Below are 16946 nucleotides of genomic sequence, written 5' to 3'. Positions count from 1 at the left end.
TCGCTCACCCTCCGACGGTACGGGCCGGGATATGCGGCGGCGGGCATATCGGGGAGGATGGGGGCGTGCAGTCTCTCGAGCCGGCGACGAGCCCCGACCGCCCCGCGGCCGCGGCCGCGGACACCGGCGCGCCGGGCGCCGGTGCGCCGGGCGCCCTCGCGGCGGGGGGGCGGACGTGGCGCATCGAGTGGGCGCAGCTCTCCGTCGCCCGGCTGGTCGCCGACCGCCGGCCCCCGGCCGCCGAGCAGGTGCTCGCCGGACTGATCGCCCGCACCGCCGGCGTCCCCGTCGGCGACGTCGAGCTCGAACGCCGGTGCGGCGAGTGCGGCGCCCGCCACGGGGTGCCGGCCGTCGAGTACCCGACCACCCCCTCCGGCGCGCGCTGGCGCGGCGACGCGGCGGCATCGAGCGGACTCGTCGTGGCCGCCGTCGGCATGCGTCACCGGCTCGGCGTGGCCGTGCAGGCCCCGGGGCCCGAGGGTGCCGCCGTCGACGAGGCCGCGTTCCACCCCGGCGAACGAGCCCGCCTGGACGCGGTCGACCCCGCCGAGCGGCGCCCGCTCCGAGCGATGATGTGGGCCCGCAAGGCCGCGTTGTCACGTGCGCTCGGACACCGCACGTTCCTCGAGCCGGCCCGCATCGAACTCGGCGAGCCCGACGCCGGCGGTGCCGTCCGCCTCGTGCGCGGCGTGCCCGAGTTCGGGGCATCCTGGCGCGACGTGATCGTCATCGACCTGCCGGGCGACGGCGACGGCGTCGCGGCGGCCGTGGCGCTGCTGCCCTGAAGCAGCCGCCCGTACAGTTGGACGCGTGAAGCGCGTCATCATCCTCGGCTCGACCGGCTCCATCGGCACACAGGCCCTCGACGTGGTCCGGGCGAATCCGCGCCGGTTCGAGGTCGTCGGCCTCGCGGTCGGCTCCAACCGCGAGCGGCTCGCCGCGCAGGCCGCCGAGTTCGGCGTCGAGCACACCGCCGTCGGCATCGACGAGGCGGTGCAGCTGGTCCGCGACATCGACGCCGACGTGGTGCTGAACGGCATCACCGGATCGGTCGGCCTCGGCCCCACACTCGCGGTGCTCGAGCGCGGCACCACGCTGGCGCTCGCCAACAAGGAGTCGCTGATCGTCGGCGGCGACCTCGTGACGAGGATCGCCCGGCCCGGCCAGATCGTGCCCGTCGACTCCGAGCACTCGGCCCTCGCACAGGCGCTCACCGCGGGCACGCACGCCGAGGTGCGCCGGCTCGTGCTCACCGCGTCGGGCGGCCCGTTCCGAGGGCGGCGTCGCGACGAGCTCGTGGAGGTCACCCCGGCCGAGGCCCTCGCCCACCCGACGTGGGACATGGGGCTCGTCGTCACGACGAACTCGGCGACGCTCGTGAACAAGGGCCTCGAGGTCATCGAGGCGCACCTGCTCTTCGATGTCGACTACGACCGCATCGACGTCGTCGTGCACCCGCAGTCGATCGTCCACTCGATGGTCGAGTTCATCGACGGGTCGACCATCGCTCAGGCGTCGCCGCCGGACATGCGGCTGCCGATCTCGCTCGGCCTCGACTGGCCGCACCGGGTCGGCGGCGTCGGGCGGCCGATCGACTGGACCACCGCGCAGACGTGGACGTTCGAGCCGCTCGATGCCGTCGCCTTCCCGGCCGTCGAACTCGCGAAGCAGGTCGGACGAGCCGGCGGCGAGTATCCGGCGGTCTTCAACGCGGCGAACGAGGAGGCGGTGGCGGCGTTCCACGCCGGACGCATCCGCTTCACCGACATCGTCGACCTCGTGCGCGCCGTGGTGGAAGCGCACGCGACGGCCGACGGCGAGCTGACCGTCGACTCGCTCGCCGACGCCGAACGGGCCGCCCGCCGGGCGGCGCAGGCGCGGATCGCCGCGGCCTGACGTCTCGCGGGACGTCCAGCCTCCCGTCAGCGGATTCAAAGGGCGGCGGCAGTACGCTCGTCGGGTGGATTCCGTGCTCGCCTTCGTGATCGGCGTCGTCATCGTCGCGATCGGCCTCGCCGTCTCGATCGGCCTGCACGAGATCGGGCACCTCGTGCCCGCGAAGCTCTTCGGCGTCAAGGTGACGCAATACATGATCGGGTTCGGACCGACGATCTGGTCCCGGCGCCGCGGGGAGACCGTGTACGGCGTGAAGGCCATCCCGTTCGGCGGGTACATCTCGATGATCGGCATGTTCCCGCCCGCGAAGGGCGAGCAGGCCAGAGCCGACTCGACCGGGTTCTTCCGCGGGCTCGTGCAGGACGCGCGCGACTCGAGCGCCGAGTCGATCGCTCCGGGCGACGAACACCGCGCGTTCTACCTGCTGCCGGTGTGGAAGCGGATCGTCGTCATGTTCGGCGGGCCGTTCATGAACCTCGTGCTCGGCGTCGTGCTCTTCGGGGTGGTGGTCATGGGCTTCGGTCTGCCGCAGACGACGACCACCGTGGGGTCGGTGTCCGAGTGCGCGCTGCCCGCGACGAGCGAGCGGCAGACGTGCGAGCCGGGCGACCCGGCGGCCCCGGGCGCCGCGGCCGGCCTCGAACCGGGCGATCGTATCGTGTCGATCGACGGCGAGCCGATCGGCTCGTGGGAGGAGTCCACCGCGATCATTCGCGAGCACCCCGGCGACGAGATCGTCGTGGTGGTCGAGCGCGACGGCGCGGAGCGCTCCCTCGAGGTGACGCCGATGCTGAGCGAGCGCTACGCCCTCGACGCCGATGGGCAGCCCGTGACCGACGCCGACGGCGATCCCGTGACGACCGAGGCCGGGTTCGTCGGCATCGGGCCGACCGTCGCGAGGGTGCCCCAGCCCGTCACCGAAGTACTGCCCGCCGTGGGCCAGCAGATCGCCGGCGTCGCCGGCGTCATCGTGAATCTGCCGCAGCGCATGATCGACATCGCCAACGCCGCCTTCGGGCCCGGCGAGCGCGACCCGAACGGCCCCATGAGCGTGGTCGGCGTGGGCCGCGCCGCCGGCGAGGTCGCGGCCACCGATCAGCTCCCCGTCGTCGAGAAGGCCGCCGGACTCGTCGGCATCCTGGCGTCGCTGAACATCGCGCTGTTCGTCTTCAACCTCATCCCGCTGCTGCCGCTCGACGGCGGACACATCGCGGGCGCCCTGTGGGAGGCCATCCGTCGCGGATTCGCCAAGCTCTTCCGACGCCCCGACCCCGGCCCCGTCGACCTCGCGAAGATGATGCCCATCACCCTCGGCGTCGTCGTGCTCCTCGGCGGCATGAGCGCGCTGCTGATCTACGCCGACATCGTGAAGCCGGTGGCCCTGTTCTGATGCGTCGTGCACGTGGACGGGTGGGCTGAACGGATGCCCCTCGCCCCCATGCCTGCACGCACACGCCCCCGCCGTGTACTCCGCCGGGAGTATCGGGGGAGACTCCCGCGAGGCGACGCCTCTCGCGAGGCGCGCCGCTACCATCGGGGCATGCCCGTGCCCGCCTGGGAGGACGGCCGCCGCGGCGGCTTCCGTCCGCCGGCGCGCGCCGTGCTCCTCGTCCCCGTGATCGTGAGCCTGCTCGTGCAGGTGCCGCCCGCGATCGCGATCGCGGTGTGGGTCGGCCAACCGCCGGCGGCCGCGGCGCTGTCGATCGGGCTCGCCGCGGCCGGTCCGCTCGCGCTCCTCGCGGCCCGCCGCTGGCCGGGGCCGACGGTGGCCGTCACCGCGGGGCTGGCGCTCGCCGACCTGCTGCTCACGCCCGACGCGGGGCCGCCGTACGTCGCCGTGGCCTTTGCGATCATCCTGGGTGTGGCGCGTGGCGCCGTGATCTGGACCGCCGTTTCCGTCGGGACGGCCTGGCTCGCGGCCGTGGTGCTCGGTTCCCTCGTCGGACTCGACTGGCATCCGTTCCGTATCGCCGTTACGACCGCCGCGCTCGCCGTGTGCGTCGGTGCCGGCTGGTTCATCCGCGTCCGTCGAGCCCGCGCCGCGGCCTTCCGGGAAGAGGCGCGCCGCCGGCGCCAGAGCGCCGAGGAGCGGGAGCGAGTGCGCATCGCCCGCGAGCTGCACGACGTCATCGGTCACGCCCTGTCGCAGATCCACGTGCAGGCGAGCGTCGGCCTGCACCTCATGGACCGGGACGCCGAGCAGGCCAGGTCGGCGCTGTCGACGATCAAGGAGACCTCCAAGACGGCGCTGGAGGAGGTCCGGAGCGTCCTCGGCGTCATCCGCGACGGCGACGCGCCGCTCGCTCCGCAAGCCGAACTCGATCAGCTGCCGAGACTCGTGGCCGGGGTGCGCTCGCCCGAGCTGAGCGTCGAGCTCGACGACCGGCTCGGTGACGAGCCCGGCGCTCGCCCGGGGCGCGCAGTGCAGTTCGCCGCGTACCGCATCGCGCAGGAGGCGCTCACGAACGTGGTCCGCCACGCAGGCGCGAGCGCCGCCCTCGTCCGCGTCGAACGTCAGGACGACGACCTCGTGCTCGTCGTGGAGGACGACGGCCGCGGTCCGGGGGAGCGCCTCGCCGACGAGACCGCAGGCGGGACGGGCCTGCTCGGCATGCGCGAACGCGCCGCGCTGCTCGGCGGCACGGTCGAGATCGCGTCGCGGGAGGACGCCCCATCCGGCACTCGGGTCACGGCTCGGCTGCCGTGGAGCCACGCATGATCCGGGTCGGTCTCGCCGACGACCAGCACCTGGTGCGGGCGGGGTTCCGCGCGCTGCTCGACGCGGAGCCCGACGTCGAGGTGGTGGTGGAGGCGTCCGGCGGCGCGGACCTCCTCGACCGCCTCCGAGCGACCCCCGTCGACGTCGTGCTCATGGACATCCGGATGCCCGACGGCGACGGGCTCTGGGCGACCGAGCAGATCGCCGCCGACCCCCGCCTCGCGGGCGTGCGCGTCGTCGTCGTCACCACCTTCGAGCTCGACGAGTACGTCGCGCGGGCCGTCCGCGCCGGCGCGAGCGGGTTCCTCGTGAAGGACACCGAGCCCGAGGATCTCATCCGCGCCGTGCGGGTCGTCGCGGGCGGTGACGCGCTCCTCTCACCGGGCGTGACCAGGCGCCTGCTCGACCGCATGGCCACCGGACTGCGTGAGGCACCGGACACCCGGGCGCTCGACGTGCTCACGGAGCGCGAGCGGGAGGTGCTCCGCCTCGTCGCCCTCGGCCTCACGAACGACGAGATCGCCGACCGTCTCGTCCTCAGCCCGCTGACGGCGAAGACGCATGTGTCGCGCATCATGACCAAGCTCGGCGCCCGCGACCGCGTGCACCTCGTCGTGGTCGGCTACGAGAGCGGGCTGGTCGCCCCCGGCTGGCAGTGACGGCGAGAGGGATGCTCCGGATGGAGCATCCGAGGTGTCTCCCGTCGGCGGATTCGCGGCCGGAGACCAGCGTCGAGACTCGATCCGACGGCCCCGTCCGGGCCGCACGAATCGAAGGGATGCCGACATGATCACCACCCTCACGGCGAGCACGATCGCCGCCCACGCGGGCCCGTGGGCCGCCGGCTACGGCTGGCTGTTCTTCCTCATCCCGCTGTTCTGGATCCTCGTCTTCGTCCTGCTCTTCACGTTCCTCGGCCGCCGCTGGCGCCGGGCCGCGTGGAGCGGCGACCACCCGTACGGCCCGCCGTGGGCGAGGTCGGGCGGCGCGGAGCAGACCCTCGCGGAGCGGTTCGCGAAGGGCGATATCGACGAGGTGGAGTATCGCGCGCGGCTCGAGGTGCTGCGGGCGAACCGCCCGAACGCCGGCTGACGGGGCCCGCCGTGCGGCCGGCGGCCGGCCGCACGGCGAGCTCAGCCGAGCGCGCGGTCGAGGGCCGCCGCCTGATGGCGGTGCCCGACCGTCTCGTATCCCACCACCACGACGAAGGGCGAGCATGCGGCGATGACGATCCCCGTGCCCATCGTCGCGCCCGCCGCGACGGCGACCACCGCGAGCCCGAGGGTCACCATCGAGCCGATGAAGAGCCCGACGTGGAACGGGTCGAACGAGCGCAGCAGCAGCGAGTACAGCGTGAAGAGCGCGACCGTGAAGATCGCCACCGGCACGACGACGGTGAGCAGCGCTGCCGTCTCGCCGATATGGGCTTTCCCCTCGATGACGTACGCGGCGACGTGCAGACCCGCGCCTGCCGCGGCGAGCGAGCCGAAGATCACCAGATGCCCGTACCCCCACACGAACCCGCGCTCGCGGTAGCGGTGCAGCACCTTGCCCGACGGCATCATGAAGTACACCCACCACAGCCCGAAGGCGAGCGCGGTGCCGCCGAACGCGACGAGCCCGGCCTCGAGCGTCCAGCTCTGCTCCTCCACGACCGCGGAGATCGCGAGGATGGTGCCGAGCACGACCTCGCCGAGGGTGATGATCACGAGCAGCCCGTACCGTTCGGCGATGTGGTGGGCGTGCCACGGCGTGGGCCCGACGCGCCGCTCGGCGATGATCGGGATGAGCAGTTCGAACGCCTGCAGGGCCGTCGTGATCACGAGGGCGAGCCCGAGCGGGGCATCCGTGAAGATCTGGATGACCCATCCGACCTGCGCGACGGCGGTGAGGCCGGCGTAGGCGAGCGCCGTGCGGCGGTGGGCCGGGTCGTCGCGCGCGATCCGCAGCCACAGCGCGATCGAGGACAGGCGCATGATCACGTAGCCGGCGACGACGATGCCGTTGTCGACATGGGTGCCGGCGTCGAGGCTGTGGAAGAGCGGCGGCAGCCCGAGGGCCAGCACGATGACGCCGAGCATCTGCACCATCGTGGCGACGCGGAAGAACACGTCGTCGTTGTCGAACGCGGACGCGAGCCAGGAGTAGTTGATCCACGCGAGGCAGATCGCGAAGACGGAGAACGCGAACGCGCCGATCGCGGGCGTCCAGTGCCCGAGCTCGAGCAGGTGCGCCATCTGGGCGCCGGCCTGGCTGAATGCCACGACGAACGTCAGGTCGAAGAGGAGCTCGAGCGGCGTGGCCGTGCGGTGCGATTCGTCGGTGTCGCGACCGGTCATGCGGCGGAGACGGTGGTCGAGGGGCGGGCGCGCCGGCATCGTCATGGGCGATATCGTGCCACGGGGGCCGGGCTCTCGCGTAGCCGGCTGCCGTCGGTCGGCGCCGACGCGCGCCTGCCGGTGCCTGCCTGCGCCGCCTCAGCGGGAGAGCAGCAGCGCTTCCCCCTGTCCGCCGCCGCCGCAGAGTGCGACGGCGGCCCGGCCGCCTCCGCGGCGCGAGAGCTCGAGTGCGGCGTGCAGTGCGAGCCGCGCCCCGGACGCGCCGATGGGATGCCCCAGCGCGATCGCGCCGCCATGGATGTTCACGCGCTCGAGATCCAGGTCGAGGTCGCGGGCCGACTGCAGCGACACCGCCGCGAAGGCCTCGTTGATCTCGACGAGGTCGAGCTCGCCCGCGGTCCAGCCGGCGCGGTCGAGCGCGGCCGCGATCGCGTTCGAGGGCTGGGAGTGCAGCGAGTTGTCGGGCCCGGCGACCTGGCCGGATGCCCCGACGAGCGCGAGCCACGGCAGCCCGCGCTCCTCGGCCCAGGCGCGGCTCGCCACGACGACGGCAGCGGCGCCGTCGGACAGCGGCGACGAGTTGCCCGCCGTGATCGTGCCCTCGGCCGCGAATGCGGGGCGGAGCTTGCCGAGCACCTCGACGCTCGAGTCGGGCCGGACACCCTGGTCGGCGTCCACGACGACCGGGTCGCCCTTCCGCTGGGGGATCTCGACGGGCACGATCTCGTCGGCGAAGACGCCGCCCGACTGCGCGGCGCCGGCCCGCACGTGCGACGCGGCGGCGATCTCGTCCTGCTCGGCGCGCTCGATGCCGTAGCGGGCGTTGAACCGTTCGGTGGAGGCGCCCATCGATTCGTGGTCGAACGCGTCGGTGAGCCCGTCGTGGGCGGCGTGGTCGAGCATCGCCCAGTCGCCGTACGCCTTGCCCGCGCGCGACCCGGGGAGCAGGTGCGGCGCGTTGGTCATCGACTCCTGGCCGCCGGCGACCACGACGTCGGCTTCGCCGGCGCGGATGAGCCGTGCCGCATCGGTGATGGCGACCAGGCCCGAGAGGCAGACCTTGTTGACCGTGGTCGCGGGCACGCGCCATGGGATTCCGGCGGCGACGGCGGACTGCTTCGCCGGGTTCTGGCCGGCACCGGCCTGCAGCACCTGGCCCATGATCACTTGGTCGACGTCCTCGGGGGAGACGCCGGCCCGCTCGAGCGCACCCCGGATCGCGGCGGTGCCGAGCTCGACGGCGGAGCGTGCGGCGAGGTTGCCGCTGATGCGGGCGAACGGGGTGCGTGCGCCGGCGATGATGACGACGTCGGTGGTGGGCATCGGGGTGACTCCTTCGTCAACGGTGGTTCGTCCGCAGGCAGTCTACGTCCGCGGGCGGCACTGCTCGCCCGCCGGTGACCGCTTCGGCTCTGTGCGTTTTCGCACGTCTGACGTGCGAATCTTCGTATTGGCGGTGCGGACACGCGCACCCAGAATCGACGAGGCGGCCACCCCCGCCGTCACGTCGATTCAATGCAAAGGAGCATCGGATGACCCAGACCCCGGCTTCCTCCCAGGCCACGCCGACCACCGGCCTCCGCCGGGTGGTGACCGCATCCATGGCGGGCACCGTCGTCGAGTGGTACGAGTTCTTCCTCTACGCCTCGGCGGCCACGCTCGTGTTCGGCACGGCGTTCTTCCCGCCGTCGGACGACCCGTTCGCGGGCATCATCGCGGCCTTCCTCACCTACGCCGTCGGGTTCATCGCCCGGCCGCTCGGCGGCATCGTCTTCGGTCATCTCGGCGACAAGTACGGACGGAAGAAGCTGCTCCAGTTCAGCATCATCCTGATCGGCGTCGCGACCTTCCTCATCGGCTGCCTGCCGACCTACGCGCAGGTGGGTCTGCTCGCTCCCGGACTCCTGGTGCTCCTGCGCTTCCTGCAGGGCTTCGCCCTCGGCGGGGAATGGGGCGGTGCGGTGCTGCTCGTGGCCGAGCACAGCCCCGCGCGCACGCGCGGCTTCTGGGCCAGCTGGCCGCAGGCGGCCGTCCCGGTCGGCAACCTCCTCGCGACCCTGGTGCTCTACGTCCTGTCGTCGACGCTCTCCGAGGACGCCTTCCTCGGCTGGGGCTGGCGGGTGGCGTTCTGGCTGTCGGCCGTCATCGTGCTGATCGGCTGGTACATCCGCACGAAGGTCACCGATGCGCCGATCTTCCTCGAGATGCAGGCCGAGCGCGAGCAGGCGAAGGCGACCGGGTACGGCGTCCTCGAGGTCATCCGCCGGTACCCGCGCGGCGTGCTCACGGCCATGGGGCTGCGAGTGGCGGAGAACATCCTCTACTACGTCGTCGTCACCTTCTCGATCGTCTACCTCACCCAGGTGGTGAAGGAGGGCACGGCGAACACGCTGCTGCTGCTGGTGGGCGCGCACGCCGTGCACTTCGTCGCGATCCCCATCGCGGGCCGGCTCTCCGACCAGTTCGGCCGGAAGCCGGTGTACGCGGCCGGCGCGGTCGCCGGAGCGACGTGGGCGTTCTTCGCCTTCCCCCTGATGGACACGGGCAACCCGTTCGTGATCTGGGCGGCGATCGCCGTCGGCCTGGTGTTCCACGCGGCGATGTACGCCGCACAGCCCGCGATCATGGCGGAGATGTTCCCGACCCGGATGCGCTACTCCGGCGTCTCGCTCGGCTACCAGGTGACCTCGATCTTCGCCGGCTCGCTCGCGCCGATCATCGCCACGGGCCTGCTCGGCCAGTACGGCTCGAGCGTGCCGATCGCGATCTACGTGGCGATCGCCTGCGCGATCACCCTCGTGGCGGTCGCGGTCTCCCGCGAGACCCGCGGCATCGACCTGCGCGACGTCGACGCCGCTGATCGATCGCAGGAGCGGCCGGTCGCCGTGACCTCGGCCCGCTGATCCGCACGAGCGGACTCGGGGCCGCGTCCCACCCCAACATCTCGGAAGGACCGACATGACCGACCTCACCGGCCGTCGCGCGCTCGTCACGGGCGGCGCCGGCGGCATCGGATTCGCCATCGCGGCCGCCTTCGCCGGTGCGGGGGCGCACGTCACGGTGGCCGACGTCGACGCGGATGCCGCCGCGGACGCGGCCGACCGCATCGGCGGCACCGCCTGGGCCGTCGACCTCGCGGACACCGCGGCCCTCGCCGAGGTGGAGCTCGACGTCGACGTGCTGGTCAACAACGCCGGGCTGCAGCACGTCCGCCCGATCGAGGAGTTCGAGCCCGAGCGGTTCGGCCTCCTGGTGCGGGTCATGCTCGAGGCGCCGTTCCTGCTCATCCGGGCTGCCGTGCCGGCGATGTACCGGCGCGGATTCGGCCGCATCATCAACGTCTCGAGCGTCCACGGGCTCCGCGCCTCCCCGTACAAGGCGGCGTACGTCGCGGCCAAGCACGGGCTCGAGGGCCTGTCGAAGGTCGCCGCACTCGAAGGCGGCCAGCACGGCGTGACGTCCAACTGCCTCAACCCCGGCTATGTGCGCACCCCCCTCGTCGAGCGGCAGATCGCCGACCAGGCTCGGCTGCACGGCCTGCCCGAGGAGGAGGTGGTGCCGAAGGTCATGCTCACCGAAGCGGCGATCAAGCGGCTCGTGGAGCCAGAGGAAGTTGCAAGCCTCGCCCTCTGGCTCGCGAGCGAGGACGCGCGCATGGTGACCGGCGCGAGCTACACGATGGACGGCGGATGGAGCGCGAGATGACCCGCCGCGGACGAGCGGCGGCGACGCTCCGAACCGATGGGATGCGCCGCGCCGAGGACTGCTGCATGATCGTGACTGCGGACGGTCTCGGGCGCAGCATCCCCGTGCTCGAGTCCCAACCCGCCGCGGCCACCGCCGCGGTCCCCGCCCACGTCGACAAGGAGGTCGCACCGTGACACTCGACAAGACCGTGCCATCAGCCGCCGAAGCGGTCGCCGACATCCCCGAGGGCGCATCCCTCGCGGTCGGCGGCTTCGGGCTCTGCGGCATCCCGATGGTCCTCATCCAAGCGCTGCTCGAGCGGCGCGTGGGCGATCTCTCGGTCGTCTCGAACAACTGCGGCGTCGACGACTGGGGCCTCGGGGTGCTGCTCGGCGCCGGCCTCATCCGCAAGATGACGTCGTCGTACGTGGGGGAGAACAAGGAGTTCGAGCGGCAGTACCTCTCGGGTGAGCTCGAGCTCGAGCTGACGCCGCAGGGCACGCTCGCGGAGAAGCTCCGGGCCGGCGGCTCCGGGATCGCGGCGTTCTACACGCAGACCGGCGTCGGGACGCAGGTCGCCGAGGGTGGCCTGCCCCGCCGGTACGGCGCGGACGGCACCATCGCGGTCGCGAGCGAGCCGAAGCCCGTGCAGACCTTCACCGTCCGCGGTGAGGAGCGCGAGTTCGTGCTCGAGGAGGCCATCACGACCGACTTCGCGCTGGTGCACGCGCTCCGCGGCGACCGGCACGGCAACCTCGTGTTCGACAAGTCGGCCAGGAACTTCTCGCCGCTCGCGGCGATGGCGGGTCGGGTCTGCATCGCCGAGGTCGAAGAGCTCGTCGAGCCGGGGGAGATCGATCCCGACGCGGTGCATCTCGCCGGGATCTTCGTCGACCGCGTCGTCGAGGTCGGCCCCGACGTGGAGAAGCGCATCGAGCGCCGAACCGTGCGTTCGACCGGAGAGGGGATCTGACCATGGCGCTCACCCGATACGAGATGGCGGCGCGCGCGGCCCGGGAGCTTCCCGACGGCGCCTACGTGAACCTCGGCATCGGTCTGCCGACCCTCGTGCCGAACTACGTGCCCGACGGAGTGACGGTGGTACTGCAGTCCGAGAACGGCATCCTCGGCGTCGGGCCGTACCCCACCGAGGACCAGGTGGACCCCGACCTCATCAACGCCGGCAAGGAGACCGTGACGGTGCTTCCCGGAGCGGCGTTCTTCGACTCGGCCACGAGCTTCGGGATGATCCGCGGCGGCAAGGTCGACGCTGCGATCCTCGGCGCCATGCAGGTCTCCGCCGCCGGCGACCTCGCGAACTGGATGATCCCGGGGAAGATGGTGAAGGGCCCGGGCGGCGCGATGGACCTGGTGCACGGGGCGCGCCGGCGCATCGTCCTGATGGAGCACGTCGCGAAGGACGGCTCGCCGAAGATCGTCCATGAGTGCTCGCTCCCGCTCACCGGTAAGGGCGTCGTCGATCGCATCATCACCGATCTCGCCGTGATCGACGTGACGCCCGACGGGCTTCGGCTCGTCGAACTCGCACCCGGGGTGAGCGTCGACGAGGTCGTGGCCGCGACCGAGCCGCCGCTCGACACGAGCGGGGTCTGACCGACGGTCACTGCCGGCGGCCCGGACGCGCGGCGCATCGCGAACCTTACGTCGCGACGCCGCCGCGCACCAGACCCTGCCGGCTCGCGCGCGATCGACCGACCATGGCCGTCCAGTCACAGACGGAGGCGATCATCATGGCCGAGACACGAGCGAACCGGCAGCGCGAGGACGACAAGACCGCCCCGTCGCCCGAGGATTCCCGGAAGCCGGACACCCCGCCGGAGCTGACGAAGCGCTCGTGGGGGTACGTGCTGCGGAAGACCGCGCGGGAGTTCATGTCGGACCGGTGCACCGATCTCGCGGCGGCGCTCACCTACTACGGCGTGCTCGCGCTCTTCCCAGGCCTGTTGGCGTTCGCGTCCCTGCTCGTGCTCGTGGGCCAGGGGGAGCGCGCCGTCGACTCGCTGCTGGCGGTCCTCGAGGGGGTCCTCCCGTCGCAGGCCCTCGAGACGATCCGCGGGCCGCTCGAGGAATTCGCGTCGTCTCCCGCGGCGGGTCTGGGCTTCGTCACCGGGCTCGTCGTCGCGATCTGGTCGGCGACGGGATACGTCAGCGCCTTCGGCAACGCGATGAACCGGGTGTACGAGATCGAGGAGGGCCGCCCGTTCTGGAAGCTGCGGCCGGTGCAGCTGCTCGTCACGGTCGTGGCGCTCATCCTGCTGGTCGTCGTCGCGATCATCCTCGTCGTATCCGGGCCAGTGACCGACGCGATCGGCGAGGCGCTCGGGCTCGGCGAGGCGGTGAAGATCGTGTGGGAGATCGCGAAGTGGCCGGTGCTCGCCGCAGTGGTCGTGCTGATCATCGCGATCCTCTACTACGTCACGCCCAATGCGAAGCAGCCGAAGTTCCGGTGGATCAGCCTCGGCGCGGTCGTCGCGATCATCGTGCTGGTCATCGCCTCCGCCGGCTTCGCGCTGTACGTCGCCAATTTCTCGAACTACGACCGCACGTACGGGTCGTTCGCGGGGCCGATCGTCTTCCTGCTCTGGCTCTGGATCGCGAACCTCGCGCTCCTCTTCGGCGCCGAGTTCGATGCCGAACTCGAGCGCGGGCGCCAGTTGCAGGCCGGCATCGAGGCGGAGGAACGCGTCCAGCTGCCGCCGCGCGACACGAGGAAGATCGACAAGGCGCAGGAGCAGGAGGAGAAGGACGTCGAGCTCGGGCGCCGCATCCGCGAAGCGCACGCCGATGACGAGCGACCGGATGACCCGGGCCGATGACGTCACGATCCGCCCGTGCGAACCGGCCGGCACGGGCGGAACCCGCCGTCGAGGGAGATCCGCACACGCGGCCGCCGCCCAGCCACGCGGAAGTAGACTCGAGCCGTGCCTGCTGTGAATCTCGGAATGCCGAAGGTCCCCGAAACCCTGGCCCCGCGACGCAAGTCCCGCCAGATCAAGGTGGGCAAGGTGCTCGTGGGCGGCGACGCCCCCGTGAGCGTGCAGTCGATGACGACCACGCCGACGACGAACATCAACGCGACGCTGCAGCAGATCGCCGAGCTCACCGCGTCGGGCTGCGACATCGTGCGCGTGGCGGTGCCGAGCCGCGACGACGCCGAGGCGTTGCCGATCATCGCGAAGAAGAGCCAGATCCCGGTCATCGCCGACATCCACTTCCAGCCCAACTACGTGTTCGCGGCGATCGACGCCGGTTGCGCCGCGGTCCGGGTGAACCCCGGAAACATCCGCAAGTTCGACGACCGCGTCGGCGAGATCGCCGCACGCGCGAAGGCGGCCGGTGTGTCCCTCCGCATCGGCGTGAACGCCGGCTCGCTCGATCCGCGCCTGCTGGAGAAGTACGGCAAGGCGACCCCCGAGGCTCTGGTCGAGTCGGCCGTCTGGGAGGCGAGCCTCTTCGAGGAGCACGACTTCCACGACTTCAAGATCTCGGTGAAGCACAACGACCCCATCGTCATGGTGAAGGCCTACCGCATGCTCGCCGAGCGGGGCGACTGGCCGCTGCACCTCGGCGTCACCGAGGCCGGCCCCGCCTTCCAGGGCACGATCAAGAGCGCCACGGCGTTCGGCATCCTGCTCGGCGAGGGCATCGGCGACACCATCCGGGTGTCCCTCAGCGCCCCGCCCGTCGAAGAGGTGAAGGTCGGCCTGCAGATCCTGCAGTCCCTGAACCTGCGCGAGCGCAAGCTCGAGATCGTCTCGTGCCCGTCGTGCGGACGCGCGCAGGTCGACGTCTACAAGCTCGCGAACGATGTCACTGCCGGCCTCGAGGGGATGAGCGTGCCGCTCCGCGTCGCGGTCATGGGCTGCGTGGTGAACGGGCCCGGCGAGGCGCGCGAGGCCGATCTCGGCGTGGCCTCGGGCAACGGCAAGGGCCAGATCTTCGTCAAGGGCGAGGTCATCAAGACCGTGCCGGAGGCCGAGATCGTGCAGACCCTCATCGCCGAGGCGAACCGGATCGCCGACGAGATGGGCGCCGACGCGCCGGTCGGCAGCCCGCAGGTCGTCACCTCCTGACCGTCGAGTGCTGACGTGCGCGCGTGCCACGAGTAGGGTGACCGCACGGGATGCCCCGGCGGGGGCATCCGCGGAAGGGGGAGCCATGACCAGCGACGCGAGCGGCTACGAGTATCCCGACGAGGCCGGATATCCCCACGGGGCGGGCACGCTCGACGAGGGGACCGCCCGTCCGAGCGATGCCGAGAAGGCGCAGGCCGCGGAGGCCGACACCGCCGAGGTGGAGCTCGACGAGTTCGCCATGAGCGACGAGGAAGACGCCGAGGGCCTCTGACGGGGCGGCGTCCCGTCGCTCACTAGAATCGTCGGGTGCCCACTCGCCTGACGAACTTCTTCCTCCGCACGCTCCGCGAAGACCCCGCCGACGCCGAGGTCGCGAGCCACAAGCTGCTCGTGCGCGCCGGCTACATCCGCCGTGCCGCGCCGGGCATCTTCACCTGGCTGCCGCTCGGGCTCCGGGTCAAGGCGAAGATCGAACGCGTCATCCGCGAGGAGATGACCGCGGCCGGCGCACATGAGGTGCACTTCCCGGCACTGCTCCCGCGCGAGCCGTACGAGGCGTCCGGCCGTTGGACCTCGTACGGCGACGGCATCTTCCGGCTGCAGGACCGCAAGGAGGCCGACTACCTCCTCGCTCCGACGCACGAGGAGATGTTCACGCTGCTCGTGAAGGACCTCTACTCCTCCTACAAAGACCTGCCGCTCACGATCTACCAGATCCAGGACAAGTACCGAGACGAGGCTCGGCCTCGCGCGGGCCTGCTGCGCGGCCGCGAGTTCACGATGAAGGATGCCTACTCGTTCGACATCACCGACGAGGGGCAGGATGCCTCGTACATGGCGCAGCGCGACGCGTACGAGCGCATCTTCCAGCGACTGGGCCTCGAGTACGTCATCGTCGCCGCGGACAACGGGCTGATGGGGGGCGCCCGCAGCGAGGAGTTCCTGCACCCGACCCCCGTCGGCGAGGACACCTTCGTGCGCTCGGCGGGCGGGTATGCGGCGAACGTCGAAGCGTTCACGACGGTGCCGCCCGAACCGATCCCGTTCGACGGGCTGCCCGAGGCGGTGGTGCTCGATTCGCCGAACACGCCGACCATCCAGACCCTCGTCGACCTCGCGAACGAGCGCTACCCGCGCCCCGACGGGCGGGCGTGGACGGCGGCCGACACGCTGAAGAACGTCGTGCTCGCGCTCACCTACCCGAACGGCGACCGCGAAGTCGTCGTGGTCGGCATTCCGGGCGATCGCGAGGTCGAGCAGAAGCGCGTGGAGGTCGCCTTCGCGCCCGCCGAGGTCGAGCCGGCCACCGACGAGGACTTCGCACGCCATCCCGGCCTCGTGAAAGGGTACATCGGCCCGTGGTCGGCCGAAGGGCCGGTGCTCGGCGAGGAGTCCTCGACCGGCATCCGCTACCTCGTCGATCCGCGGGTCGTCTCGGGTACCGAGTGGATCACCGGGGCGAACCTCGACGAGAAGCACGTGTTCGGCCTCGTCGCGGGCCGCGACTTCACCGCCGACGGCACCGTCGAGGCGGCGAACGTGCGCGCCGGTGACCCGGCTCCCGACGGCTCGGGGCCGGTCGAGCTCGCCCGCGGCATGGAGATCGGCCACGTGTTCCAGCTGGGTCGCTTCTTCGCGGAGACCCTCGGGCTGAAGGTGCTCGATGAGAACGGCAAGCTCGTCACCGTCACGATGGGCTCGTACGGCATCGGCGTCACCCGGATCCTCGCGATCATCGCCGAGCTGAACAACGACGACAAGGGGCTCATCTGGCCCGCGCCGGTGGCGCCGTTCGACGTGCACGTGCTCGCGACGGGCAAGGATCAGGCGGCGTTCGATGCGGCCGAGCGGGTCGTGGCCGACCTCGAGGCCGCCGGCCTCGAGGTGCTCTACGACGACCGGCCCAAGCTGTCGCCTGGAGTGAAGTTCGCCGACGCGGAGCTCATCGGCATCCCGAAGATCGTCATCGCCGGCCGTGGGGTGGCCGACGGCGTCGTCGAGCTCTGGGATCGCCGCTCCGGAGAGCGCACCCAGGTGCCGGTCGACGGGGTGGTCGAGGCGCTCCGCGCCTGACGCCGGCCGCGGCATCGGCGTCGCGGCATCCCTCACTCCGAACGTTTCCGCGCGGGACACCCGTCGTTCACCCGGACGACGACGGTTCGACGCCCGGCGCGACGACGCTCGATCGCGAGACGCGAACCCGACCGC

16 protein-coding genes are annotated in these 16946 nt (G+C 71.7%); 14 read left to right on the top strand and 2 right to left on the bottom strand.

Annotated features, from left to right (window positions below):
- Window positions 1–65 precede the first annotated feature (65 nt).
- The 6 genes from ABIQ69_RS10725 (at window position 66) to ABIQ69_RS10700 (ending at window position 5707) form a co-directional block, all read left to right on the top strand.
- Window positions 66–785 (top strand): hypothetical protein, encoded by a 720-nt coding sequence (locus tag ABIQ69_RS10725; protein WP_350347110.1) that lies wholly within the window; start codon window positions 66–68, stop codon window positions 783–785.
- A 25-nt stretch (window positions 786–810) separates the two neighbouring features.
- Window positions 811–1896, top strand: a complete 1086-nt coding sequence (locus ABIQ69_RS10720; protein WP_350347109.1) for a 1-deoxy-D-xylulose-5-phosphate reductoisomerase — start codon at window positions 811–813, stop codon at window positions 1894–1896.
- Between the two features lie 64 nt (window positions 1897–1960).
- Window positions 1961–3286 (top strand): site-2 protease family protein, encoded by a 1326-nt coding sequence (locus ABIQ69_RS10715; protein WP_350347108.1) that lies wholly within the window; start codon window positions 1961–1963, stop codon window positions 3284–3286.
- A gap of 150 nt (window positions 3287–3436) precedes the next feature.
- Window positions 3437–4615 carry a sensor histidine kinase gene (locus ABIQ69_RS10710; RefSeq protein WP_350347107.1) on the top strand — a complete coding sequence of 393 codons (1179 nt, stop codon included), beginning with the start codon at window positions 3437–3439 and terminating at the stop codon, window positions 4613–4615.
- On the top strand, window positions 4612–5274 hold the full coding sequence (locus tag ABIQ69_RS10705; protein WP_350347106.1) for a response regulator transcription factor: 663 nt from the start codon (window positions 4612–4614) through the stop codon (window positions 5272–5274). The genes ABIQ69_RS10710 and ABIQ69_RS10705 overlap by 4 nt, the downstream gene beginning before the upstream one ends.
- Window positions 5275–5401: 127 nt before the next feature.
- Window positions 5402–5707, top strand: a complete 306-nt coding sequence (locus tag ABIQ69_RS10700; protein WP_350347105.1) for a hypothetical protein — start codon at window positions 5402–5404, stop codon at window positions 5705–5707.
- Between the two features lie 41 nt (window positions 5708–5748).
- Here ABIQ69_RS10700 and ABIQ69_RS10695 read toward each other — a convergent pair whose 3' ends face one another.
- Together ABIQ69_RS10695 and ABIQ69_RS10690 are read right to left on the bottom strand one after the other, a co-directional pair.
- Window positions 5749–6999, bottom strand: coding sequence for a low temperature requirement protein A (locus tag ABIQ69_RS10695; protein ID WP_350347104.1), 1251 nt, complete (start codon window positions 6997–6999; stop codon window positions 5749–5751).
- A 93-nt stretch (window positions 7000–7092) separates the two neighbouring features.
- Window positions 7093–8277, bottom strand: a complete 1185-nt coding sequence (locus tag ABIQ69_RS10690) for an acetyl-CoA C-acetyltransferase (protein WP_350347103.1) — start codon at window positions 8275–8277, stop codon at window positions 7093–7095.
- 209 nt (window positions 8278–8486) lie between these two features.
- Here ABIQ69_RS10690 and ABIQ69_RS10685 point away from each other — a divergent pair, with 209 nt between their 5' ends.
- From ABIQ69_RS10685 to ABIQ69_RS10650, 8 genes are all read left to right on the top strand, one after another.
- A complete protein-coding gene (locus ABIQ69_RS10685; RefSeq protein ID WP_350347102.1) occupies window positions 8487–9857 on the top strand; it encodes an MFS transporter in 1371 nt (456 codons plus the stop codon).
- 55 nt (window positions 9858–9912) lie between these two features.
- Window positions 9913–10659, top strand: coding sequence for a 3-hydroxybutyrate dehydrogenase (locus ABIQ69_RS10680; RefSeq protein WP_350347101.1), 747 nt, complete (start codon window positions 9913–9915; stop codon window positions 10657–10659).
- A 172-nt stretch (window positions 10660–10831) separates the two neighbouring features.
- Window positions 10832–11614 (top strand): CoA transferase subunit A, encoded by a 783-nt coding sequence (locus tag ABIQ69_RS10675; protein WP_350347100.1) that lies wholly within the window; start codon window positions 10832–10834, stop codon window positions 11612–11614.
- A gap of 2 nt (window positions 11615–11616) precedes the next feature.
- Window positions 11617–12255: a CoA transferase subunit B gene (locus ABIQ69_RS10670; RefSeq protein WP_350347099.1), complete on the top strand. Its 639-nt coding sequence runs from the start codon at window positions 11617–11619 to the stop codon at window positions 12253–12255.
- Window positions 12256–12392: 137 nt separating this feature from the next.
- Window positions 12393–13478, top strand: coding sequence for a YihY/virulence factor BrkB family protein (locus tag ABIQ69_RS10665; protein ID WP_350347098.1), 1086 nt, complete (start codon window positions 12393–12395; stop codon window positions 13476–13478).
- Window positions 13479–13604: 126 nt separating this feature from the next.
- A complete protein-coding gene (gene ispG, locus ABIQ69_RS10660; protein WP_350350006.1) occupies window positions 13605–14735 on the top strand; it encodes a flavodoxin-dependent (E)-4-hydroxy-3-methylbut-2-enyl-diphosphate synthase in 1131 nt (376 codons plus the stop codon).
- Between the two features lie 85 nt (window positions 14736–14820).
- Window positions 14821–15009 carry a hypothetical protein gene (locus ABIQ69_RS10655; protein ID WP_350347097.1) on the top strand — a complete coding sequence of 63 codons (189 nt, stop codon included), beginning with the start codon at window positions 14821–14823 and terminating at the stop codon, window positions 15007–15009.
- A gap of 35 nt (window positions 15010–15044) precedes the next feature.
- The gene (locus ABIQ69_RS10650) at window positions 15045–16811 is read left to right on the top strand and encodes a proline--tRNA ligase (protein WP_350347096.1); all 1767 of its coding nucleotides are present in this window, start codon (window positions 15045–15047) and stop codon (window positions 16809–16811) included.
- Window positions 16812–16946: the final 135 nt, after the last annotated feature.

Origin of the sequence: Agromyces sp. G08B096 (assembly GCF_040267705.1) — a bacterium.
Classification (GTDB): Bacteria; Actinomycetota; Actinomycetes; order Actinomycetales; family Microbacteriaceae; genus Agromyces.
Note: the sequence above shows the minus strand (reverse complement) of the source record. Positions and strands in the feature narration are given on the sequence as shown.